A 23,142-nucleotide genomic window follows, 5' to 3' on the forward strand; every position below is an offset into this window, starting at 1 on the left:
AATAGGGGGTGACGCAGATACACGCCAGGCAGTGGGGTGGGGCCCCGACGTCGCTTCCGGGACTGGTGGCCTCCGGTCTGCGCGCACGTACGTTACTGCATTGACTTGATGGACGGATTGAACCGTGACGCGCTGGCGTTTCGGGAATAGGCCCTTTCGAAAACTTACCCGATTGTATCTTGATGGGTATTTCCAATATTGCTGTGATATCGATCAAAACAGTATTGCAACACTCGAAATGATTCCGGTTTTAAAGGATTGTCGGTAATCATGGTGCCTTGACATGCACGCTGAATGTGCCTAAATCAGATAGGACGCTGCCACGTCGCGCACGCTGTTTGCGAGTTGCGAGTATTGTTTACGCGAGTTATTGAGCGGGAAGAATGATGAAGCTGGTCACACTCGAGAATGATCCTGATAATCCATGGTCGATGACCACTATGCTTCGGCATGCCGGTTATCACTGTCGCGGCTATGGCAGTCCTCATGCGCTGATCGATAGTCCATGGGTACTCGAAGCCGATCTGGCAATTGTCGATAGCGACGCAATGAAGCTCGACAAGCGGCTCGTTTCGTATCTGGCGGAGATTTTCTGGCCCGACCGGAGAATGCTGCTGGTCGGAAGCGACGAACGCCGGCTGAGCCAGATGATCCGCGAAAAGGATGGGCTGCTTGTCAAACCCGTCTCCGCGCGAGCGTTGGTCGCGTCAGTGAAAAGCACTCTCAGCGGGACGTGGGATGGCTACGCCACCACTACTGCCACCCAGTTTGGCCGCTACGCCTTCGAGACGCGCGGGCGAGGCGTGCTGGTGGGTGAGACACGGGTTCCCCTGACGCAGAAGGAGTACCAGCTGGCCCTGATCCTTTTCAGGAACCTCGCGAGGCCCGTGTCACGTGTCTACCTCGCCGGGGCCGTGTGGCGGCATAACGAGCGCATCAATGCCCGCACGATGACGGCACACATCTCCGCGATCCGCTCGAAACTGCAGTTGCGCGACGACGGCGACTTCGTCCTCACACCCATCTACAACTACGGTTACCGGCTCGACCCGGTATCTGGATACCAGTCGCTCAGTCAACCGCACGCTTCGCCGCGCATGCCCGCCGAAGCATTCTGACCGTCCGCATCACCGTCCCCGTCCCTGTAGTCCCCGAACCTCGCGCGCCCGCTGGCGCAGCGAGGCGGGCGTCGTTGCGCCCGTTTTTAATCTCATCAGATCAGGAAAATAACTATTGCTAAATTAGCAATTAAATTCGCATTGATATTGCACGTGCGGCGATTGTTAGCGAATTCGATAATCAGCTGTTTCCGGTTTTATTTCTAATCGCCACAATGTGAAAAATTTTGCCGCTTTAGCGCTGAGGTATCCTGTTATGTGAAATTCGATGGCATCGGATTGACAAATGGAGTACCGAGTTTCTTTCAATCAGGTTGTGTTGCGGTTTGGGGACATGCGATTAAACCGGACTGGATTGTTGTGCCTCCTGAAAGGTGTTTTGGTAGACTGGTAACCAAAGTAGTAAAAGAGACACAATTAAAAGTAGTTTTGCTCCACCCATTGGGCGGATTGCAGACAGGAGACCGGCTGCGAGGCGCCACGCCCGCAATTGCCGAGACGAATTTCTGTGCCCGTCCTCCACGTGAAGCTCCTAATAAGTTGATGCCCATTCGGGTATTGCCGGCGAGGCAATACCGCATGTAGTCGGTCATTCCTTTTAAAACGGTATGGAGGAGAGGATGAAGGTGAAGAAGAGTTTGGTTGCCGCCGCGTTGATGTCGGTCGGTGTGGTTGCGCAAGCTCAAACGAGCGTGACGCTGTATGGCCGGCTGGATGCCGGCATCGAGTATATAAGCGGCTTGCCGGGCAACAACGGTACCGGGTCTACCTCGCGTTGGCGGCAGGAGAGTGGCGACTGGGGTACGAGTCTGTGGGGCCTCAAAGGCTCCGAGGATCTGGGTGGCGGTACCAAGGCCGTGTTTCAGTTGGAAGGTGCGTTTAGTACTGCTACAGGCTCGCTGGGTTTGTCGGGTTCTCTGTTTGACCGGATTGCTAACGTCGGACTTTCGAACGACCAGTTCGGTACGTTCCTGATGGGGCGTCAGTTGCAGATCGCTAACGGCGACTGGGACTTCGATCCGTTCGGCCAGTCGAACTGGTCGTCGGCCTCGCTGGTTCGCGGCCGCAACTGGGAACACACCAGCAACAACCTGTCGTACCAGTCGCCGAAGATCGCTGGCTTTGACGCGTATGGCCAGTATGGTCTCGGCAACTCCACCAACTGGAATGAAGGCGTAGCCGGTGCGGCAACCGGCCGTAGCGACGGCCTGCAGGTTACGTATACCAATCCGTTGTTCCAGGTGCGCGGTATCTACGACGAAATTCGCGACCCGCTCAACGGCCAGCTCGACAATCCGTTCACGGCATCGCGCGAATACTTCGTCGGTGCAAACCTGTTCCTCGGTCAATTCAAGGTCCAAGCCAGCTATACGGCTGAGCGCACCTCGGGTGGCGTGGTCACGCCAGTCGGTTCGCCAACGTCGCCGAGCACGGCCGACATGGAATGGGGCGGTGTGACGTGGCAGGCCACGGCGGCTGCGGCGCTGATTGCTGCGGTCTACCACGTGAACACGAACAACGGCGGCGGCAACGCAACCATCTACACGGTGGGCGGCACGTACAACCTGTCCAAGCGTACCTTGCTCGATTTCCAGGTTGCGCAAGTGCGTAACAGCAGTACCGCCAACTTCGGTCTCGATGCCAACAGCGAAGGCCCTGGTGGCCTGACCAACGGCTCGTTCAACGAGAACCCGACGCAAGGCCGTACCCAGACCGGCGCGTACGCGGGCATTCAACACTCGTTCTAACGTAACGGAAACCGGCAACGGCGCTGGCACTGGCGCCGGACTGCCGGGTTTTTTCACGCTGCCACGAGAGGCGCGTCTCGGCGCGATGCTTTTGAGCATGGCGCCATTTTTTATTTATGCCTCCGGCGCGTCAGTCAGTGCAGGGTGCCAAACTCCACTTTGCCGCCTTTCATGACCACATGAATGTGCTCGCCTTGCCCAGTCAGGCAGTTCAGGTCTTTGAGCGGATTCCCGTCGACGATGAGCAGATCGGCAAACGCTCCCGCCGCCAGGCGTCCGAGTTTGCCCGTCATGCCGAGCACTTCGGCGCCTATCGTCGTTGCGCTGCTGATGATTTCGGCCGGCGTCAGGACTTGCGCGCGAATCGTGAATTCGTCGCTTTGGAGGCGGTGTGACGGACCGAGCAGGTCGGATCCAAAGCCCATCTTCACCCCGGCGCGTTTAAAGATTTCCAGCGACTGCAGACCCGCCACGCGCACGGTTTCGATCTTGGCTGCGCTCTCGGCAGGCAAACCGTATTTCACGCCCTCGCTGTGTAGCGCTTCATAAGCGACGAGGGTAGGCACTACGAAAGCGCCGTGCTCGGCCATCAGTCTGGCGGTCGGCTCATCGATCAGATTGCCATGTTCGATCGTGCGTACGCCGCAGCGCACCGCGCGCTGCATCGACGCGGCGGTATAAGCGTGCGCCATCACGTAGGTGCCGCGACCCTGCGCCTCCGCGACGACCGCGCGGATTTCGTCCTCTGAGTAGCCGAACGCCCCGATTGGATCGGTCGGCGATGCAACGCCTCCCGACGCCATGATCTTGATCTGGTCTGCGCCCATCTGTAGTTCTTCGCGTACCGCCTTGCGAAGCTCGTCCACGCCGTCGACCACCCGGCTCAAAGCGCCGACCCGGACGCAACAATTGCACGGAGCGTCCGGGACGATGAAGTCGGCGCGCCCGCGCGTGTCGCCGTGTCCACCGGTCTGGCTCAGCGCTCGGCCGGCGATGAACAGGCGCGGTCCCTGGGCGAGTCCCATCTCGACCGATTGCTTGAGCGCGAGCCCTGAGCCGCCAGCGTCGCGCACGGTTGTGAAGCCGCGCCGCAAGATGCCTTGCATGATCGGCAAAGCCTTCAGCGTGACGAACACGTTGGGCATTCGCACCTGACCCGGCAGGTCGAATTGCGTCGCGATCATGTGAGCATGCAAATCGATCAGCCCCGGCATGATGGTCTTGCCGTTGAGATCGACGACGTGAGCGCCCGCCGACGATATCGGCCGGTCGGACACTTCGCGGACGGTGTCGCCTTCGACGAGCACTTCGTAGCCGGGCCGCAATTCTGCCTCCAGCGGATCGAGCAAAGCGCCGTTTTTAAACAGGATGCTAGTCATGCATGGTCCTCCTCCAGGATGTCATCGGGTTCGCGTCAGCGATGGGTCATCGTGTGCGTCATTGCCTCGATTCAACCAGTTCGAGACGATCGTTGCCGGTGCTCGCGGCAATGTCTTCCAGCGACCTGCCCCGCGTGGGCACACCCATCAACACAACGGCCACGGCGCCGATCAGCAGCACCAGTGTGGTTGCACCGAACACGCCGGTGAATCCGAACACGGGGTAGAGATATCCGACCAGGATTGGCGCCGCGATCGCACCCAGCCGACCGATAGCGGAAGACACGCCCATGCCGGTTGTGCGCACATCGGTGGGGAAGACTTCAGGCGTGTAGGCGTAGACGCCGGCGTACGTGCCGTTCATGAAGAACGACAGGAAGATACCCGAGACCATGATGCCGCTGTTGGTGTGGGTCAGCGCCATGCCGAGTGCGGCCATACCGCCAAGCACCATGTACGAGGCGATCGTCGCTTGCCGGCCGATTCTCTCGTTGAGCCAGGCGCCGGAAAAGTAGCCTGGGATCTGCGCGAGATACATGGCGAGCGAATAGGAGAAGCTGCGCGTAATGGTCATGCCGCTTTGCACCAGCAGCCCGGGAATCCACGTGAAGAATGCGTAATAGCTGAACGTGATGGAAAGCCACATCAGCCAGGCCATTGCGGTGGTGCGTGCGAGCCTGGCGGACCACAACGTTTTCAGATTCCCGAGTACCGTCTTGCCGTTTGTGATGACCGGCGCGGCGGGCGCGTCCACCGATTCCAGCGGCGCGAGCTCGACCCCTGCCGCCCGCAATTCCGCCTCGATCCCGGCGACGATCACCTCCGCCTCCGCGGTGCGGCCCCGGCTGTCGAGCCAGCGAGGCGATTCGGGCAACGCCTTGCGCCACCACAGCAGCATCACGATGGGCAACGCGGTGAGAATCATCACCGCACGCCACGCGTCCGGACCGAGCGGGATCACGAAATAGCCGAGCAGGGCGGCCGCAACAAAGCCGAACGAAAAGAACGAAGCGAGACTCCCGGTGAAACTGCCCCGATATTTCCGGGCCACGAACTCCGACAGGAACGGCGCCACGATGGCACTCTCCGCGCCGGTGCCGATTCCCGCGATAATTCGTGTCACGATGAAAAAGGGCCAGTCGTTGGCGACGGCGCTTGCCACGGAGGCCACGCAATAGATGGCGAGCGACCACATCATGACCTTGCGGCGGCCGATCAGGTCGCCGAGGATGCCAGCCACCGACGCGCCCACGAAATAGCCGATAAACGTGCCACTGCCAAGTACGCCGGTCTGCACGCTGGTCAGGTGCCATTGGACTCGCAGCACGGGCAGCAGGAATGCCAGCACGGCGGCGTCCATGGCATCGAAGACATACCCCAGCCCGCCCATGAACAGCAACCGGCGGTGGAAGCTCGAATACGGCATCCGTTCGATACGGGCGGGAATCGTCGACATAGCTTGCCTCCAGAAGAAGATCGCAGATGGGCGATGGTTCGGCCAGCCTGATGTTCCGGGCGTGAAAAATGGTCGCGACAGCGGGTGACGCGCGAGTACCACTCCTCAAATTGACCACGATGGGTGGTTTGAGTTTAGGCAGACGAAATTGTCGCGTCTTGAATACAACGGGCGCTTAAGATGCGCATTTCGGCACAGGGGCCCGCGATCGCGCACCTTGTTGGCGGAAGCGGGTCTTCCTTGACGGGACCTGTTGCGACTTCATTCTCACCGCATCTAATCTGTTTATCGGCCTGTTTTGCCGTGAATCGCCGCTGACATTTCCTTCGATATTCGACGGGTCCCGCCAATCCCTTGTTGGACGGGCCTGTGGAGAGACACTCTTTGCTGTAAGACACGCTCCGCAACACCGAATCTCCGCACGTTTTCGTCAATGTATGCGGTTAACCCCCCCTTTTGATGTTCCCCTCCCAGGGCTACCTTTCGTCCTGACAGGCGGCGCCGTTCCGGCGGCCGTCCTATGCGTCCGCAATGTGCAGGGATTACACAGCCATTACGCAGAAACGAGCGGACGGACGCGACTCTCTGGAGAAGTACTGGCATGGCACGGATTATTGGCGGCATCGCCGCCTCGCACACACCTACGATCGGCTTTGCGTTCGACAAGAACAAGCGTGACGACCCCGTCTGGGCGCCGATCTTCGAAAACTTCGCGCCGCTGGCCGCCTGGCTGGCGGAAAAGAAACCCGACGTGATCCTGACCATTTACAACGATCACGTCACCTCGTTTTTCTTCGATCACTATTCGGCCTTCACGCTAGGCGTCGGTTCGGAATGGCAGGTGGCGGACGAAGGGGGCGGCGCACGCGATCTGCCGTCGATAAAAGGGCACCCCGGGTTGGCCGCGCACATCGGCAATTCTCTGGTGACCGATGAGTTCGACATGTCGTTCTTCCAGAACAGGGCGCTCGATCACGGCTGCTTCTCGCCCTTGTCCATGTTGTGCCCGCACAAGCCTGAATGGCCGGTGAAACTGGTGCCGCTGCAGATGGGCGTGCTGCAATTGCCGGTGCCCAGTGCGCGGCGCTTCTACAAGCTCGGGCAAGCGCTGAGGCGTGCCATCGAAAGTTATCCCGAAGATCTCAAGGTCGCGATCCTCGCCACCGGCGGCCTGTCGCACCAGGTGCACGGCGAGCGCGCCGGATTCAACAACACGGAATGGGACCAGCGTTTCCTCGACCTGTTCGAGCATGATCCGGAGCAACTGGCCGACATGACGCTGGCCGAATACGCCGAACTGGGTGGCTTCGAGGGCGCGGAAGTAGTCATGTGGCTCACCATGCGCGGCGCGTTGTCGGCCAATGTCACCTGCAAGCACCGTAGCTACTATCTGCCCTCGATGGCAGGTATCGCCACGGCAATCTACGAAGGTGAGGATGGCGAAACGAATCCTGCGGTCGTGGAACGCCATCGTCAGCGTATGTCGGTTCAACTCGCCGGCATCGAGAAACTCGAGGGCACGTACCCGTTCAGTATCGAAACGGCGGTGCGCGCTTACCGCATCAACGAATACCTGCATCGCATGGTCGAGCCTGCCCAGCGCGAAGCGTTCCTGCGCGATCCCGAAGCGAGCTTCGAGGCGGCCAGCCTGAGCGAGGAAGAACGGGACCTGATCCGTCGCCGTGACTGGCGCGGTCTGCTGCACTACGGCGTCATCTTCTTCATGCTCGAAAAACTCGGCGCTGTCACGGGAGTGTCGAACCTTCACATCTATGCCGCCATGCGCGGCGAAACGCTGGAAGAGTTTCAGCGCACCCGCAACGCGCCGGGCGCTTTGTATTCGGTGGCAGGAAAAACTGCAGGAAAACTGGATTGGGATAGTACGGGGAAAAAGATGGGCGAGTAAGCGGACCGTTCGTGGGGCTTCTTTCGCATGATGACCCCACGCGATTCTAAATAACCACTGCATGGGGCAGGCGGACCACGGCGGTCACGCCCGAAGCGCAGGCAAGGAGACAGGAGAAAGCAGATGGCAAGCGGTAAAACGATTGATATCAAGGCCTTTATTGATGACCGGGCGATCTCGGCGTATCAGTGGCTACTGGTGGTGCTGTGTTTTCTCGTGGTTACGGCAGACGGCATGGATGTCGCCATCATGGGATTTATCGCACCTTCGATCATTCACGACTGGGGCATTTCACGACCCGCATTCGGTCTGGTGATGAGCGCGGCGCCGATTGGTCTCGTGATCGGTGCGCTGACAGCCGGCCCCGCTTCGGACCGTATTGGCCGCAAGTGGGTGTTGATTACGTCGATTTTCCTGTTTGGCATTTTCACGATCGCGACGGCTTTTACCCAGTCGCCCGCGACCATGGCATTGCTGCGATTGCTGACGGGCATTGGCCTTGGCGCCGCGATGCCGAACACGACGACCTTGCTGTCGGAGTACGCACCGCAGCGCAAACGTGCGCTGCTGATCACGATCATGTTTACCGGCTTCAACCTGGGCTCAGCGCTGATCGGCTTTGCTGCCGGCTGGCTGATCCCCGCTCATGGTTGGCGCGCCGTGTTGATCTTCGGTGGCGTGCTGCCGTTGGCGCTGATTCCGTTGCAGGTCTGGTTGCTGCCTGAGTCGGCTCGTCTGCTGGCAGTGCGCGGCGTCGCATCCGCGCGGATTGGCGCTATCCTGGGCCGAGTAACCGGCGCACGCTTTTCCGGTGACGAGGTCTTCGTCTCGAACGAACCGCCGTTGCCCACGCGCAAGCCGATCGGCGTGCTGTTCGCGCATGGCTACGGCGTCACGACCGTGGCGCTATGGGTCACATACTTCATGGGCCTGCTCGTCATCTACCTGTTGACCGGCTGGCTGCCTACGTTGATGAAAGACGCTGGATTGACGGTCAGCACTGCTGCCAACGTGACGGCCATGTTCCAGATCGGCGGCACCATTGGCGCGATTCTGGTCGGTTGGGTGATGGACAAGGTCCGGCCTGCGCCTGTGATCAGTGCGGCTTACGTGGGCGGCGGTCTGTGCGTGCTCGCGTTGGGCTGGATCGGCGCCATGTCCTCGTCGCTCACGTTGCTGGTGTTCCTCGCTGGCTTCTGCATGAGCGGTGCGCAGACGGGCTTGAATGCCTTTGCGCCGAGCCGGTATCCGACGGTTGCGCGTGCAACCGGTGTGAGCTGGATGCTTGGCGTGGGCCGCTTCGGCAGCATCTTTGGCTCTGCGATCGGCGGCGCATTGCTCGGGCTCGGCTGGCAGTTCGGCGCCATTCTCGCGATGCTGGCTGTGCCCGCCGCATTGGCCGCTATCGCCATCTTGCTGGCTCAGCGTACCAACGCCAGCGAGGCGGTGCCGCAGCCGACCGCGGCGCATTAAACAATTCGGCGCGCTCGCCAGCCAGCGTCGCGCGCTGAAACCTGCTTCAGTTATCTGGAAACAACGATGATCATTGATATTCACGGCCATTACACCACCGCTCCGAAGGCGCTGGAGGCGTGGCGCAACCGTCAGATTGCGGGCATCAACAATCCCGCAGAGCGGCCGAAGGTCGCCGAGTTGCAAATCAGCGATGACGAACTGCGCGAATCGATCGAGAGCAACCAGTTGCGGCTGATGCGCGAGCGCGGTCTCGATCTGACGATCTTCAGTCCTCGTGCAAGCTTCATGGCGCATCACATTGGCGACTTCGAAGTTTCCAGCACCTGGGCGGCGATCTGCAATGAGCTGTGCTATCGCGTGAGCCGACTGTTTCCCGATCATTTCATTCCCGCGGCCATGTTGCCGCAAAGCCCGGGTGTCGACATCGCCACCTGCGTCCCCGAACTCGTCAAGTGCGTGGAGCAATACGGCAACGTTGCGATCAATCTGAATCCGGATCCGTCCGGTGGTCACTGGACCAGTCCGCCGCTGTCTGACCGCTCGTGGTATCCGATTTACGAGAAGATGGTGGAGTACGACATCCCCGCGATGATCCACGTGAGCACGAGTTGCAACGCGTGTTTTCACACCACCGGCGCGCACTACCTGAACGCGGACACCACCGCCTTCATGCAGTGCCTCACGTCGGATCTGTTCCGCGATTTTCCCACGCTACGCTTTGTGATTCCGCACGGCGGCGGTGCTGTGCCTTATCACTGGGGACGTTTTCGCGGACTGGCGCAGGAACTGAAGAAGCCATTGCTCAAGGATCATCTGCTCAACAACGTGTTCTTCGACACCTGCGTGTATCACCAGGCGGGCATCGACCTGCTTACGCGCGTGATCCCGGTGGAGAACATTCTGTTTGCGAGCGAGATGATCGGCGCCGTGCGCGGAATCGACCCGGAAACAGGCCACTATTTCGACGATACGAAGCGTTATGTCGAAGCCGCGCACATGAATGCGGACGAGCGCTACAAGATCTACGAGGGTAACGCGCGACGTGTCTATCCGCGCCTCGATGCAGCATTGAAATCCCGAGAACGTTAAAGGAAGGAAGATCGGTCATGTATGAACTGGGAGTCGTATATCGCAACATTCAACGCGCAGATCGTGACGCGGCGGCCAGGCTGGGCGCGCTCGGCTCTGCAACCGTGCACGAGGCGATGGGCCGCACCGGCCTGATGAAACCGTACATGCGGCCGATCTATAGCGGCGCAAGCGTAGGCGGCGCAGCCGTGACGGTGCTGCTGCAGCCGGGCGACAACTGGATGCTCCATGTGGCGGCGGAGCAGATCCAGCCGGGCGACATCGTCGTTGCGGGTGTCACGGCGGATTGCACCGACGGCTATTTCGGCGATCTGCTGGCGACCAGCTTCAAAGCCCGCGGCGCCGTTGGACTGATTATCGATGCAGGTGTGCGCGACGTGACCGTGCTCGCCGAGATGAAGTTTCCAGTGTGGAGCAAAGCGATCTCTGCCAAGGGTACAGTCAAGGCGACGCTGGGCTCCGTGAACGTACCGGTGGTATGCGCAGGCGCACTGGTAAATCCCGGCGATGCCGTAGTGGCGGACGAGGACGGCATCGTCGTGGTGCCTGCTGCCTCAGCGGCCAAGGTCCTGGAAAAAGCGGCTGCGCGTGAAGCCTTCGAAGGCGAGAAACGAGCCAAGCTTGCCTCCGGCGTGCTGGGTCTGGACATGTACAACATGCGCGAACCGCTGCAGAAGGCAGGTTTGCGATATATCGATTGAACAGGACGGCAATCGAGGCCATGCACGAAATCGAAACCATGAATCAGGCGATCACGGGTGTCTCTTCAATGGCCACCCGTGATGTGCTGGCCGAATTGAGCGCCGCCTATGAGCGGCGTTCCGGACGGAGGGTGCTGATCGAATCGAAGGGCGGCGTTGTCGCGGCCCGTCTCGTTCAGGATGCCGAACCGTTTGACATTGTGGTGCTGGCGGCTGATGTGATCGAGCGGCTGGCAGAAGCGGGCCGCGTTGTGCCGGGCAGCCGGGTCGATCTTGCGCGTTCGGGCGTCGCGGTAGCGGTGGCCGCAGGTGCGCCGCGACCCGATATCAGCACTGAAACTGCGACTCGCGACGCCATTCTCGCCGCGCGCAGCATCGGTTATTCCACGGGGCCTAGCGGCAAGAAACTGGTTCGTCTGTTCGAACGCTGGGGCATTGTCGAGACCATCGCGCCGCGTATGGTGCAGGCGCCGACTGGCGTACCAGTCGGCACGCTTGTCGCACGAGGCCAGGTCGAGCTGGGGTTTCAGCAATGGAGCGAGATGATGCATGTGCCAGGCATCGATGTCATTGGCGCGTTGCCTGCTGAAATCCAGATCATCACGGTATTCTCGGCCGCTATCTGCGCGGTGTCCGAGCAGCGCGAAGCAGCTCAGGCGCTGCTGTCGTTTCTGGCGTCGCCCGAGGCTGCTTCGGCCAAGCTGGCTCATGGGATGGAGCCGGCCTGATAAGCCGGCCTGATGCGTGAGCCCGTCTAGCGGGCCTATGTAAGTCAACAGGCCAGCGGTTCACGCTGGCCTGCTTCAAACGTTTCCATTTCTACTGAGCCATCGGTACGCAGCCCGGATCATCCTCGCGGATAACCGGGCTGCGATGCATCGTCAGAACATGTGGCGAATGCCGATCTGTGCGCCGGTTTCGCTCTGACCTGCGCCTGGCGTCAGGAACGATCCCGTTGTGATGCTGGCGCCAGTCATCTTGTACGCGGCCGTGTTGGAGTTGTTCAACCTCGATACCACTGCGTACAGTCGGGTCGCCTTGGAGAGGTCGTAGTTGACGATGGCGCTGAACTCGCGCGCCGTGTTGTCGAGCGACGAACTATCCGTGATGAACGCGTATCCAGCCCCTATGCTAAAGAACGGATTGATGTGGTAATCGGCAGAGAACGAATAGGTATTGTGGTAATTGCCTGCCACGTTGCCGACCACGCCTGTCGCCGGATTGTATTTCCCGGCGGGATTGGCCAGCGCATTTCCGGTCGTTGAGGAGATGATGTCATTGGCTCTGAAGAAGCCGAAATAGATCTTTCCCCAACCGTAGTCGTAGTTGGCGCCCGCCATGGCTTCCTGAACACGCACACTGTTCGTTGGGTTGGCTGCATTCAGGTAAGCCAACGCAAGGTAGACCGGACCAACGTTCGACTGGACGGCGGCCTGATAGACGGCATTACCCGCCGCGTCACCCGCTTCACCGCCCACCGAATAGTGAAGTTCGACCTGGGTGCCGTAGAACTTCGGTGAGATATACGCAATATCGTTATCGACGCGAGCCTGCCAGTTGGCAAAGTTGTTGAAGCCAGACCCGTAGGTCGCCGCGCTAAACGCGTCCAGATTGCCGCTCCAGGCGAACATCGGCGTGTTTTGACGGCCGAGTCTCACGTCACCGTAAGGCGACGCGATACCCACCCATGCCTGCCGGTCGAAGAACCGATAGGCGTTCTGCATGGAGCCCGTGCCTGGATCGAAGCCGTTCTCGAGGTCGAATATCGCGCGGTAGCCGCCGCCAAGATCCTCGCTTCCGCGTAGGCCCCAACGGCTCGTGAGTTCTCCGTTGTTGCCGAGCGTAACCAGAGACTGGTTCTTCCCGCCGGTTTTGCTGGACTGGTATCCCACAAACTCGTCGAGTACCCCGTACAACGTGACCGATGATTGTGCCTGCGCGTGTTCCGCAGAGATGATCCCCAGCACCGATATAATAAGTACTGCTATTTTACGTGGATTCATTTTTTTGCCTTGCTCCTCTTGCCTTTATCGCTCTAGACTGAATTCGTCGAACTACGCACCCGGATGCGATGCCAGCAGTCTCTTCACGGTCAGTGCGAGCGGCACCGTGAAGCAGAAGTGCGACATGAAGCCACCAATGATGACGGCGGGGTCGTAGTAATTCGGGTGATTGTCCGAAGCGATCGAGATGGCCACGTGCATCGCGATCCACGCAATGATGGCGTAGAACAGCGCGATGAAAGTCGCTTCGTACCCGCGGCGACGGAAATACGGCCAGATGAGAGCAAACAGGACACCCCAGCCGATCGCGAAGGAAAAGTGAATCAAGGTGCCCAGAAGATACGCCCAGATGCCAAGCGCTTCCTGCACGGCCTTACCGAACACGAGACCCGTCGCGTTGCGCGGAATGCCCGCCAGCGGCATCAGGTGTTGCACTCCAACCCAGATCAGTGCTTCGTAAATCCAGATGCATACCGCACCGGTCAGGCCGCCAATCGCGCCGGCACGAAATAGGGTTTTCAGATCCTGCTTGTCCGAGTTCAAAGCCGAACCCTTGTTGACGTCGTTACCGCTCATGCTGAAGTTACCGCTCATGTCTACTCTCCTCGAGAAAGCCCCGTATAAAACGTCATGGTGCGAATGATCCGCGCCACTTCGCGTGCTGAGCTACGTGTACCCGGCTCATGCAAAATCGAATACGCTGCGGTGGCCGTGCGGCCATAACAACGTGATCCGTTGGGACACGAAGATATAGAAAGTAGGGATCGTGCTGAAAGTTGGGGTTAACCATTCGCGATCCGTATAAAGTGCGGATCCAGCACCATTTTGCGTTTGCGGTGAGGCGGCGTAAGCTTCTGAAATCCGTACTGTGTAAGGAACGGTTGGTATCCCGAAGCTTTGGCGGATACGCTTGCAGGCAACGGTGATATCCGCAGGGTCATAAAGAAATCAGATGGGAAAAGAATGAAGTCGCAATCTCGTCTGTGCACGCAATACAACAGTGGCAGGGGTGTAAGGAATGCCTGAATCAACGGAGGGAAATCCTTTCTGCGTCCGCCTGGGACTCGCTCTCGTCGCGGGGGCTTTCGAAACATCCCGCTTCAATCTTTGACCGATAACCGACGATCACCGTGAGCAACAACGAACTTCTCAATCTGGCCCATCTGCGAGCGTTCAAACTTGTTGCCGACACAGGCAGCGCGACACGCGCTGCCGCCGAGCTCTTTCGCGCGCAGTCGGCCGTGACCCGGTCGGTGCAGGAACTCGAATCGGCGCTCGAGGAACCGCTCTTCGAGCGCAAGCCGTCCGGCATGTTGCCCACGCCGACGGGGCGCGCCGTGCTAAAGCGGTGTGAGCGGATCTTTGCCGAAATCGGCGAGCTGGCACTGTGGTGCGCGCTTAGGCAGGCTCGCCGGCGAGTGCCTGCCGAAGGCACGCTGCCGGCCTACCTGCTCAACACGCGGCGCCTGCAGATTTTCCGGGCACTGGCGCGTCATCGTCACATGCCCACCGCCGCGAGCGCGTTCGGCATCAGCCAGCCGGCTGTCAGTAGTGCTATCCGGGTTCTCGAAAGCGGCTCGGGTTTGCGGCTGTTCCATCGCGGCCCGCGAGGCATCCTGCTGACCACCGAGGGCGAGACCTTCCTGTTGTACGTGGGACGCGCGTTGAACGAACTGCGCCACATACCAGATGACATTGCTGCGCTGCACGGCAACATTCAGGGTGCCGTGACGGTCGGCGCGTTGCCGCTTGGCCGCACGCTGATTCTTCCCAATGCGATTGCCCGTCTGAGTGCGCAACATCCGGGGGTGCGGGTCATAACGGACGAGAGTGCCTATGAAACGCTGGTGGCCGGCCTGCGGGCGGGCGACATCGATTTCATTCTTGGTGCGCTGCGGGACAATGAGCCAACCAGCGGCCTGCAGAATGAGAGGCTGGTGACCGAAGACATGGTTGTGCTGGCCCGCCGGGATCATCCCCTCGCAAATGTGCGCGGTCTGACCATGGCGGACTTGCGCCAGGTCCAGTGGATTGTGCCGCGCATCCATGCTCCGGCCCGCGGGCTGTTTGAATCGCAGTTTCGCCGCTTGAAGCTGAAGCCGCCCATGCCCACGGTCGAAACGGCCGACCTGGCTGTGATTCGCGGACTGCTGCTGCACACCGACATGGTGACGGCGCTCTCGGCGCAGCAGTTGCATTACGAGTGCGAGTCGGGCCAACTCGTCGTGCTGGACGTACCGTTGCATAACACGCAGCGCGATATCGGCTTGACCGTGCGGGCAGAAGGGACGCCGTCGCCCGCGGCGCGCGCCTTGATCGATGCGATCCGCCTGTCTGTAGGCGCCCTCAGGCGGCCGGGGTTTCGAGCGCCAGTGGCATCAAACGAGGGCGCCACATCCTTGACGTGAGCCGGCGGCAACGCCAACACCGGTATTCCCGGTACTAGTATGAGTAATGGACTGGATGTCTACCCGGAGACGCCGTAGGATCGCAAACTGTCGCCCCTGAAACCGTTTCGTGGGGTAAAGCAGCGGCAATACTCAACGGACCGCCAATAGGGTCCGTTGAATGACGGCCACGTCTTCCCCGGATCGAATCATGGCGAACCCGCCCGCTAGCGTCTCGCAGCCTCCAATGCCGCCCGCCCAGGACGGCGCCGTCCATTGGCGCCGTAACCTCATTGTCTGTGTCTTCGGCTCGTTCACCACCATTGTGGCGATGACCCTGCTGCTGCCGTTCCTGCCTCTTTATGTCGAAGAACTGGGCGTCAAGAGCCATGCGGCGATTGTGCAATGGTCCGGTGTCGCGTATGGCGCTACCTTCCTGTCCGCTGCGTTAACCGCTCCTTTGTGGGGGCGGCTCGGCGATCGTTACGGCCGCAAGCTGATGCTGATTCGCGCCAGCCTGGGTATGGCGGTTGCCATGTCGCTGATCGGTATGGCGCACAACGTCTGGCAACTGGTGGCGTTGCGACTGCTGGCAGGACTTCTTGGCGGCTACGCGTCGGGGTCCACCGTTCTGGTCGCCACCCAGACGCCGAAAAGTCGCTGCGGCTGGGCGCTTGGTGTGTTGTCGTCGGGGATCATGGCCGGCAATCTTGCGGGTCCTTTGATTGGCGGTTCGTTACCTCCGCTGATCGGTGTGCGCGCAACCTTTTTCGCTGCCGGGGCACTCATTTTTGTCGCGTTTCTCGCTACGGCGTTTCTTCTCAAGGAAGACCCGCGACTTGCGCCGAAGAAGACCGAGAAGCAGCAGGTCGACTGGCAGGCCATCCCGGACCGACGCCCCGTCGTCGCGATGCTCGTCACCGGTGCGTTGCTGATGGTGGCGAACATGTCGATCGAGCCCATTATCACGGTGTTCGTCGCACAGATCGTCGAGGTGCGTCAGGTGACCTTTGTGGCGGGACTGGTGATGTCCGCCGCGGCCCTGGGAAGCATACTGTCCGCGTCGCGCCTGGGACGGTTGGCCGATCGGATCGGACACTGGAATGTGATCGTCGGCTGTCTGGCGGTCGCGGCAGTTCTTCTGATTCCCCAAGCCTTCGTTACTGCGGGGTGGCAACTCGTGGTGCTGAGATTTCTGATGGGAACGGCGCTCGGTGGTCTCTTGCCGTGCGTGGCCAGTGTCATCAGACACAACGTGCCACAGACGGTTGCAGGAAGAATGCTGGGCTATTCGACGTCCGCCCAGTACACCGGGCAGGTGCTTGGACCTTTGTTAGGCGGGTTCGTTGGAGGACACTTCGGAATGCGCGCGGTGTTTCTCGGAACTTCGGTGCTGATGGCCATTGGCGCGATCTACAACCATATCAACAGGACCGCGCCGAACCGCAAGACCGTCTCGGTTCAGTGAGGGCATTTACTGCCCGCACTGAACGTCCTTTCTTTGCACCACGATAATCGCCGGATAGGTGCCCTGATCGAGTTCCACGCGCGAGGTCACGGTGATCGTCGCGCCGTCGCTGTCGTCGTACACGCTCATCTGTTCATGCTTAAGGTTGGTGACGCCGGTGCAGTCAAATGCACGGCCCTCGTCGGAGATCTTGCATTGGATCTGGTGGTCCGCGAAGTAGCGATATCTGTCTCTGTCCGGGAGCGCGAGGTATTCGCGGAAGCTCTGTGCCGCGCCACCCACACCGGTGACATACCCTGAATCGCAATGTTGTTTGGGCGCATCGCCACCCCCGGATGTTTGGGCTATCGCAACGGTGCTTGTGGTCGCGATGACCAGCGCGAGTGTCGATGCAAAGAGATGTTTCATGGCGCGAATCACGATTGTCGGATCGAAGTGAGGGATTGTAACGGTATCGGCGGGAAGAGAGCGCTAGCGGTTCTTCCTGGCGCCAGGTGTCCCAGTTGCACGTCTTAGCTTGCTGAAAGCCTGTGGTTCCCACGCGCGCATGGCAAGCATGAGCGCGGTTCCCGTCTTGTCCGACAACGGAGCAGAGGCGGATTGATCGTGAAGCGCGGCAAACTTCGCCCGCAATCTGGAGAACTCTTCGTTCATCTGATTGAAGGCCGCTTTCGTCAACATGCCGTGCACGAAGCTCATCGCGCCATCCGGTCCGTCGAAACCGCTATTCATGAAGTCGGGCAGTCCATGCCGCCCGAAGAATTGCCGGATGGGGCCATCGGGCAACCAGTCGAAGTCTCGCGCTACCAGCAGGCGGATCCGGTTGCCGGGCTTCAGATTGATCAGGCCCATACGGTCCAGCACGAGCAGGTACTTGATGCATTCTGCCGTTGTTAGCCGGTAGGCCGAGACGATGTCATCCATCGACCAGTGATTGAGCGCACACACCGTTACTAACAGGAATTTCTCATCCGAGACAAGTTGCGCTTCCTGCTGTGGCGTGAGCGTATGGACGAGCGGCTCTGACGTGTCGGCTTCATGCAGGAGTTCGGCCATTGTGACACCGAGCAGGTCGCAGACCTGGGCGAGGCGCTCTACGGTTATGTGCCCGTTGCCTAGCAGGCGCTTCACACTTGCCTCCGAAAGGTCTAGCGCGCTTGCGACCTGTCGATAGGTTAGCCCCGCTGCCTTGAAGCGGCGCTTGAGTGTCGTGACCAATCGCGCGATCTCTGTCATGGAAGTATTGAAATCCGATACCTGTTGGCGCATTCTACGCATATTGACAAATAATAGGTGCGTATAAGGCGACCCGGTGACATCCTGCCCGTCATGCCATGAACGGAGGAGGGTCGCCATGTCCACTTTCAATCGCGCAAACGCGCATCGGTACTTGCGAATCGGAGACCTGATATTCATCAGGGTCACCGCAAGGCCATTTCTCGAAGTTGCAAGCGCAACTTGTTCGTGGACGAACCACGTCGGGATCGTTGTTGGCAATCGTGGAGGCGATTGGCTCATCGCGGAGAGTACTTTTCCGTTGTCGCGCATCACGTTGTTATCGAAGTTTCTCGCCCGCTCCGAGCATGGTGCGTTTGCGGTTGCGCGACTCAGGCAGTCACTTGGAAACCAGCAGGAAAGCGTACTGGTCTCGGCGGCAACGCGGCGCATAGGGGTTCTGTACGACCCCGGCTTCAATCTGGAGTCGCGGCGCCAGTTCTGCTCGCGCTTCGTCCGGGAAGTGATCTTCGAGGCAACAGGCATCCTGATAGGCGACGTCGAAACCTTTGAAATGCTGTTCAGCCGGAATTCGAATCCCCGAACCGGATTCTGGAGACTTTGGTATTTCGGTCGAATTCCATGGCAACGCCGCACAGTGACACCCGCAAGCCTGCTTGAGAGCCCCGATGTCAACGTTCTGCTGGATAACTGGCGCGAGCCCGGCACCGCAGTGCCTGCTGCCGACGATAGGGAATCCTCATCATGCTCCCTATAATATTTTTTCTCTTCGGTTGCTGCCTGGCGCTGGAGACAATTCGTCCCGGCTGGCGCCTGCCTCATATCCGCACCTGGCCAGTGCGAGTCCTTCTCATGAACGCGGTGCAACTTTGTGTCGTCGTGGTGGCCGGGATGACCTGGGAGAAGTGGCTATCGGCGCATTCGCTGTTTCATTTCTCGCGATACATGACGCCCGGCGTTGGCGGTATCTGCGCCTATTTCATCGCGACCTTTGTGTTCTATTGGTGGCATCGCTGGCGCCATGAATCCGGAGTTCTCTGGCGGCTGTTTCACCAGATTCACCATAGTCCGCAGAGGCTGGAAGTGATCACCTCGTTTTACAAGCACCCTGGAGAGATGGTGGTCAACTCCGTGCTCGGGAGCCTCCTCGTCTACTCGTTGCTGGGCCTTTCAATCCAGGCAGGCGTTGTTTATACGTTTTGCACGGCCGTCGGCGAGTTTTTCTATCACACGAACTGCAGGACACCCCGTTGGGTCGGCTTCTTTTTTCAGCGCCCTGAGATGCATCGTATTCACCATGAACTCGGATCGCACAGGAACAACTACGGCGATATTACCTGGTGGGACATGATCTTTGGAACCTATCAAAACCCCGTTACGTGGGATGGTCAGTGTGGCTTTGACGGCGACAAGGAGCAGAGGCTGAAGGATATGATTCTCTACCAGGACGTGCATCGCCGGTGAGCCGTTCGGCTTCGAGATTCGAAGTTTGAACTTCGAGTCTCGTGCCGTGCGTGTGGCTTTCACGGGCCGTCTAACCCCGCGCGTCGCTAACCACCGCCAGATGCATCTCATGCCGGTCAACAAACCCCAGCTTGCGATACAGCGCTATTGCAGACTGGTTCGATGTGAAAACGTGCAGAAACGGTGTCTCGCCGCGTGCGCTGATCGCCGCAATCAGCAGCTTCATCAGATCGCCGGCATAACCGCGGCCCCGAAACGCCGGATCCACGCAAACGGCGCTAATCTCGGTGAAGCCGTCAAGCCTCATGCGTTCGCCGGCCATCGCGGCCAGCTTGCCCTCACTACGAACACCAATGTATTGACCGAGTTCGATGGTGCGTGGGCCAAAGGGACCCGGCTCCGTGGCAGCGGTCAGAGCGAGCATGTCTGGGACATCGGCCCCGGCGAGGCTGACATGCTGCAGTTCGTTTTGTTGACCGAGCTTGCCTTGCCAGATCATCTGAAGCAATGCCGCGCGTCTGACGACAGAGAACCCGGAAGGCAACGCAACCTCATCCGCGGTAACCAGGGCAACCGAGTCCTGTGCGTCGATCAGCGAACGCAATGCCTCAAAGGACTCCGGGCTGTGATCGGCCACTGCAGCAAAGCGCCCGATATCCGTCGGATACCGCCGTGCGCGAGCATCCCCGATTGCCAGGTGATTCTGCTTGCCAGCGAGCGCGTTCCATATCACCGCGTCGAGAGGATGAGCGCCGTTCGCGTCGCTTCGGGGTTTTGCTTCAGACATCGCTTCTCCTGCGTTAAGTCTGTTAAGGCATCGGCAAAGGGTTGTCGATGATCATCTGGTTGAGGTAGTTCACGACCTCATGCTCATTCGGCCCGGCGCTGTTGCGCAACTGCTGGCCCGCTTCGACGACGACCTCCGTGCTGGCGGTCTCGAGCAACGCCATGGTTTCCGCAATGAAGGGTTCCAGTTGCATCGCGCGCGCGTCGCCGCTCTTGTATATCAGATCGGTATCGACCCAGGGCGGTGCGATCTCCAGCACCTGCACGCTTGTCTCACGCAACGCAAAACGTTGGGACAGCGAGTATGAATGGATTGCGGCCTTGGTTGCCGAATACAGTGCGGCCATCGACATCGGAATGTACGCTACAACCGAACTGTTGTTAATGATAAATGCTTCCGGCTGCTTCTTCAGATGTTCGATCAATGCACCGCTGATCCGGACGGGGCCCAACAGATTGGTGTTCACCAGATGGACTGCCTGCGCGTCATCCAGTGGACCGGTCACATCGTCGAACGGCATGATGCCCGCATTGGTGATGAGGACATTGAGCGCCGGGTACTTTTGCTTCAGGCTCTCGGTCACGCTGGCGATTTGCGCCGGACTGCTCACGTCGATCTCGACTGCATCCATGCCGGGGTTGGCTCGCGTCACTTCATCGAGCAAGGCTTTTCGACGGCCGCCGATAATGACCTTGTTGCCCCTGCTATGAAATGCTTCGGCGAGGCCGCGGCCGATGCCTGAGGTTGCGCCGGTAATGAAAATGGTATTCCCGCTGAGCTTCATGATTCGTACTCCTTTAAGATTGCTGCATGAGAAGTATGTTTTGACAGACTAAAGAAGCCGCATACCTGGAAAAATTACTGCTCGAACGCGCGGCGATTGGCTTGCACGAATTCATCAACGGTTTGCGGGGCTCGCCCGGTGATCTCACTGATGACGCCGTCCGCTCCGGAGAAAATTCCGTTCTGGTAGTCAACAGCGATCGCGAGAAAGTGCTGGATCAGGAATTCCGGCAGACCATATTTCTCCAGATGCTCGCGGTATTGTTCGATGGTCGACGGGCTATAGGTGATCTTGCGGCCCAGCACCTTGCCGATCTCATCGGCAATCTCTTGCTGGTTCAGTTCGACGGGGCCAAGCAACGGATAAGTCTTGCCGATATGGTTAGCCGGGCGTGTAAGCACAGCGGCGATCAGGCGAGCCTGGTCTTCCGCTGCGATTGGCGCATGGCGTCCCGCGCCGTATGGCAGCGTGATCTTGCCTTCCTGCATGATCGAATCGAGCACCCACGGAAAGGTGAGCCATTCGGAGAAGAAGGTCGGACGAATGTGGACGGTCGGCACACCGGACCAGTCGAGCACACGTTCTGCAATCCAGTGATCGCGTGCGGCATGACTCTTTGAGTCTTCCCGCGCGGAGATCTGCGACATCTCCACGACAACATCAACGCCTGCGCGTCTTGCAGCATCTGCGAAGTATGCGGTGGCCTGGATATAGCCGGGAAGCACGGGATAGCACAGATACGCGCCCGTCACACCGGTCATTGCACGAATGACATCGTCATGCTCGAGAAGATCGCCAACCACGACTTCGGCACCTTCCTTGCGCAACGTCGCACTCCGTTCGTCCTCCTTGTGGACGAACGCGCGAACGGCATGTCCACCTTTGAGAAGATTTCGAACCGTATGGACGCCCGTTTTTCCAGTGGCGCCCGTGATGAGGTATTGATGTTGCTTCATGGTGGATTCTCCAATGCGCACTGTGAGTGTATATGCACACAAAAAGTCAAAGAAAGTGACGGATGCAAAATCTCCGGGAATACCTAGATCGCTTCGAGGTGTCGCCTGACGTCCTGCAATACCGACAGTGAAGCGTCGGGGTCTGCAATGATTCGCGACATCGTGATGGCGCCGATCATGGCCGAGAGCGCGAAGACAGCCTCGGACCTTGCCGCTTCCGGCTGCCGGCGCCCGATGCGTTTCGCCAATACTTCGACGAACTCATCAAACCCATGTGAGGCCGCAGCGCGGGCCTGTTCGTCGGCGCGTGCCAGTTCACTCCCCAGACCGGCAAGCGGGCAGCCATGTTCCGGCTCGTCGCGATGCGTCGACGAAACATAAGCTTCAACGATAGCCCTGAAACCGTCCTTGCCTTCGCTGCCCTTGGCCGCTTCCTCGAGCTCGCCGATCATGGTGGCCAGTCCCGCTTCGCATGCTTCAGCGACCAGTTGATCTTTCGAGTCGAAGTGCCGGTAGAAGCCGCCATGAGACAGCCCCGCCTCGGACATCAGGTCGGCGACGCCAGTTGTCTGGATGCCATTGGCCCTGAATTCCCGTGCGGCCACCTCGACGATTCGCTGACGAGTCTCGGCGGTTTCTGCCTTGGATTTCCTCATGATTCGTGGCTCCCGGTGACATCATGATTTAGATGATAGTTATCATCTAAAAGAAAGTCAACCCGTCCACGCAGTGCGATTGCGACGCATGATCGATGCATCAGGCGGCCTCACTGGTACATCCCGTTCGGCAAACGGCCATGGTAGGGCGTGTTACGGCAATGTCCCCACGGACCGAGCCAGTATCCCGGCGGGCAGGCGTAGTTCGAAACGGGGGCCGCAGGCGCGGCATACACGACCGGGGCGGTCTGGACGATAACCGGAGCCGCATAACGGCATTGACCCCAGGCATTCCTCCATCCTCCCGGTCCGCAGCCTTGTGCTGCTTGTGCGTTGCCGATGGAAAACGCTAACGCTGTCGTAGCGATAACGAGTGACGCAGTAAGTTTCATGTTCATGATTGGCTCCTGTCGCATGTGTGGGTGAGACGCTCTTGCTGACAGGAGCCATTCTGCGTGGCGAGAATTAGCCAAAAATGAGCGCCTTCGCCGTGGCTGCTTCTTATCGTTTTTGCGTGATTTCTGGATC

22 protein-coding genes are annotated in these 23,142 nt (G+C 59.5%); 11 read left to right on the top strand and 11 right to left on the bottom strand.

All coding sequences use genetic code 11. The features are described 5' to 3' along the window. Positions 1 to 431: 431 nt before the first annotated feature. Both P3T17_RS19835 and P3T17_RS19840 read left to right on the top strand, forming a co-directional pair. Positions 432 to 1,118 carry a winged helix-turn-helix domain-containing protein gene (locus tag P3T17_RS19835; protein ID WP_429286426.1) on the top strand — a complete coding sequence of 229 codons (687 nt, stop codon included), beginning with the start codon at positions 432 to 434 and terminating at the stop codon, positions 1,116 to 1,118. 626 nt (positions 1,119 to 1,744) lie between these two features. Beyond that, complete coding sequence (locus P3T17_RS19840) at positions 1,745 to 2,866, top strand: porin (protein ID WP_429408852.1); 1,122 nt, start codon at positions 1,745 to 1,747, stop codon at positions 2,864 to 2,866. Positions 2,867 to 3,000: 134 nt separating this feature from the next. Here P3T17_RS19840 and P3T17_RS19845 read toward each other — a convergent pair whose 3' ends face one another. Together P3T17_RS19845 and P3T17_RS19850 are read right to left on the bottom strand one after the other, a co-directional pair. Beyond that, positions 3,001 to 4,245: an amidohydrolase family protein gene (locus P3T17_RS19845; RefSeq protein WP_429408645.1), complete on the bottom strand. Its 1,245-nt coding sequence runs from the start codon at positions 4,243 to 4,245 to the stop codon at positions 3,001 to 3,003. 58 nt (positions 4,246 to 4,303) lie between these two features. Next, positions 4,304 to 5,701 (bottom strand): MFS transporter, encoded by a 1,398-nt coding sequence (locus P3T17_RS19850; RefSeq protein WP_429408646.1) that lies wholly within the window; start codon positions 5,699 to 5,701, stop codon positions 4,304 to 4,306. Positions 5,702 to 6,302: 601 nt separating this feature from the next. On the opposite strand from P3T17_RS19850, the gene P3T17_RS19855 reads away from it, so the two are divergent. From P3T17_RS19855 to P3T17_RS19875, 5 genes are all read left to right on the top strand, one after another. Further along, positions 6,303 to 7,607, top strand: coding sequence for a gallate dioxygenase (locus P3T17_RS19855; RefSeq protein ID WP_429408647.1), 1,305 nt, complete (start codon positions 6,303 to 6,305; stop codon positions 7,605 to 7,607). Between the two features lie 123 nt (positions 7,608 to 7,730). Next, a complete protein-coding gene (locus P3T17_RS19860) occupies positions 7,731 to 9,080 on the top strand; it encodes an MFS transporter (protein ID WP_074265643.1) in 1,350 nt (449 codons plus the stop codon). Between the two features lie 66 nt (positions 9,081 to 9,146). Further along, on the top strand, positions 9,147 to 10,172 hold the full coding sequence (locus P3T17_RS19865) for an amidohydrolase family protein (protein WP_429408648.1): 1,026 nt from the start codon (positions 9,147 to 9,149) through the stop codon (positions 10,170 to 10,172). 17 nt (positions 10,173 to 10,189) lie between these two features. Next, positions 10,190 to 10,873: a 4-carboxy-4-hydroxy-2-oxoadipate aldolase/oxaloacetate decarboxylase gene (ligK, locus tag P3T17_RS19870; RefSeq protein WP_429408649.1), complete on the top strand. Its 684-nt coding sequence runs from the start codon at positions 10,190 to 10,192 to the stop codon at positions 10,871 to 10,873. Positions 10,874 to 10,893: 20 nt separating this feature from the next. Further along, positions 10,894 to 11,601: a substrate-binding domain-containing protein gene (locus P3T17_RS19875; RefSeq protein ID WP_429408650.1), complete on the top strand. Its 708-nt coding sequence runs from the start codon at positions 10,894 to 10,896 to the stop codon at positions 11,599 to 11,601. 153 nt (positions 11,602 to 11,754) lie between these two features. On the opposite strand, the gene P3T17_RS19880 is transcribed toward P3T17_RS19875, so the two are convergent. Further along, positions 11,755 to 12,876 (bottom strand): porin, encoded by a 1,122-nt coding sequence (locus P3T17_RS19880; protein WP_429408651.1) that lies wholly within the window; start codon positions 12,874 to 12,876, stop codon positions 11,755 to 11,757. 51 nt (positions 12,877 to 12,927) lie between these two features. Then, positions 12,928 to 13,470: a hypothetical protein gene (locus P3T17_RS19885; RefSeq protein ID WP_074265639.1), complete on the bottom strand. Its 543-nt coding sequence runs from the start codon at positions 13,468 to 13,470 to the stop codon at positions 12,928 to 12,930. A 536-nt stretch (positions 13,471 to 14,006) separates the two neighbouring features. Between P3T17_RS19885 and P3T17_RS19890 the strand changes: the two genes are divergently transcribed. Both P3T17_RS19890 and P3T17_RS19895 read left to right on the top strand, forming a co-directional pair. After that, positions 14,007 to 15,284: a LysR family transcriptional regulator gene (locus tag P3T17_RS19890; RefSeq protein WP_074265638.1), complete on the top strand. Its 1,278-nt coding sequence runs from the start codon at positions 14,007 to 14,009 to the stop codon at positions 15,282 to 15,284. 190 nt (positions 15,285 to 15,474) lie between these two features. Next, positions 15,475 to 16,731: an MFS transporter gene (locus tag P3T17_RS19895; RefSeq protein ID WP_429408652.1), complete on the top strand. Its 1,257-nt coding sequence runs from the start codon at positions 15,475 to 15,477 to the stop codon at positions 16,729 to 16,731. A gap of 6 nt (positions 16,732 to 16,737) precedes the next feature. Here P3T17_RS19895 and P3T17_RS19900 read toward each other — a convergent pair whose 3' ends face one another. Next, a complete protein-coding gene (locus P3T17_RS19900) occupies positions 16,738 to 17,139 on the bottom strand; it encodes a hypothetical protein (protein ID WP_429408653.1) in 402 nt (133 codons plus the stop codon). A 63-nt stretch (positions 17,140 to 17,202) separates the two neighbouring features. Continuing rightward, a complete protein-coding gene (locus P3T17_RS19905) occupies positions 17,203 to 17,967 on the bottom strand; it encodes a helix-turn-helix domain-containing protein (protein WP_429408654.1) in 765 nt (254 codons plus the stop codon). A 118-nt stretch (positions 17,968 to 18,085) separates the two neighbouring features. On the opposite strand from P3T17_RS19905, the gene P3T17_RS19910 reads away from it, so the two are divergent. Together P3T17_RS19910 and P3T17_RS19915 are read left to right on the top strand one after the other, a co-directional pair. Further along, complete coding sequence (locus P3T17_RS19910) at positions 18,086 to 18,724, top strand: YebB family permuted papain-like enzyme (RefSeq protein ID WP_429408655.1); 639 nt, start codon at positions 18,086 to 18,088, stop codon at positions 18,722 to 18,724. 95 nt (positions 18,725 to 18,819) lie between these two features. Beyond that, positions 18,820 to 19,431: a sterol desaturase family protein gene (locus P3T17_RS19915; protein ID WP_429408656.1), complete on the top strand. Its 612-nt coding sequence runs from the start codon at positions 18,820 to 18,822 to the stop codon at positions 19,429 to 19,431. Between the two features lie 70 nt (positions 19,432 to 19,501). Here the strand turns inward: P3T17_RS19915 and P3T17_RS19920 are convergent, their stop codons facing one another. From P3T17_RS19920 to P3T17_RS19940, 5 genes are all read right to left on the bottom strand, one after another. Continuing rightward, positions 19,502 to 20,218: a GNAT family N-acetyltransferase gene (locus P3T17_RS19920; protein ID WP_429408657.1), complete on the bottom strand. Its 717-nt coding sequence runs from the start codon at positions 20,216 to 20,218 to the stop codon at positions 19,502 to 19,504. A 22-nt stretch (positions 20,219 to 20,240) separates the two neighbouring features. Continuing rightward, positions 20,241 to 21,002 (bottom strand): SDR family oxidoreductase, encoded by a 762-nt coding sequence (locus P3T17_RS19925; RefSeq protein WP_429408658.1) that lies wholly within the window; start codon positions 21,000 to 21,002, stop codon positions 20,241 to 20,243. A gap of 74 nt (positions 21,003 to 21,076) precedes the next feature. After that, positions 21,077 to 21,958, bottom strand: coding sequence for an NmrA family NAD(P)-binding protein (locus P3T17_RS19930; protein WP_429408659.1), 882 nt, complete (start codon positions 21,956 to 21,958; stop codon positions 21,077 to 21,079). Between the two features lie 83 nt (positions 21,959 to 22,041). Next, positions 22,042 to 22,614 (bottom strand): TetR/AcrR family transcriptional regulator, encoded by a 573-nt coding sequence (locus P3T17_RS19935; RefSeq protein WP_429408660.1) that lies wholly within the window; start codon positions 22,612 to 22,614, stop codon positions 22,042 to 22,044. Between the two features lie 110 nt (positions 22,615 to 22,724). Continuing rightward, on the bottom strand, positions 22,725 to 23,012 hold the full coding sequence (locus P3T17_RS19940; protein ID WP_074265631.1) for a GCG_CRPN prefix-to-repeats domain-containing protein: 288 nt from the start codon (positions 23,010 to 23,012) through the stop codon (positions 22,725 to 22,727). Positions 23,013 to 23,142: the final 130 nt, after the last annotated feature.

Origin of the sequence: Paraburkholderia sp. GAS82, assembly GCF_050436285.1 — a bacterium.
GTDB lineage: Bacteria > Pseudomonadota > Gammaproteobacteria > Burkholderiales > Burkholderiaceae > Paraburkholderia > Paraburkholderia phenazinium_B.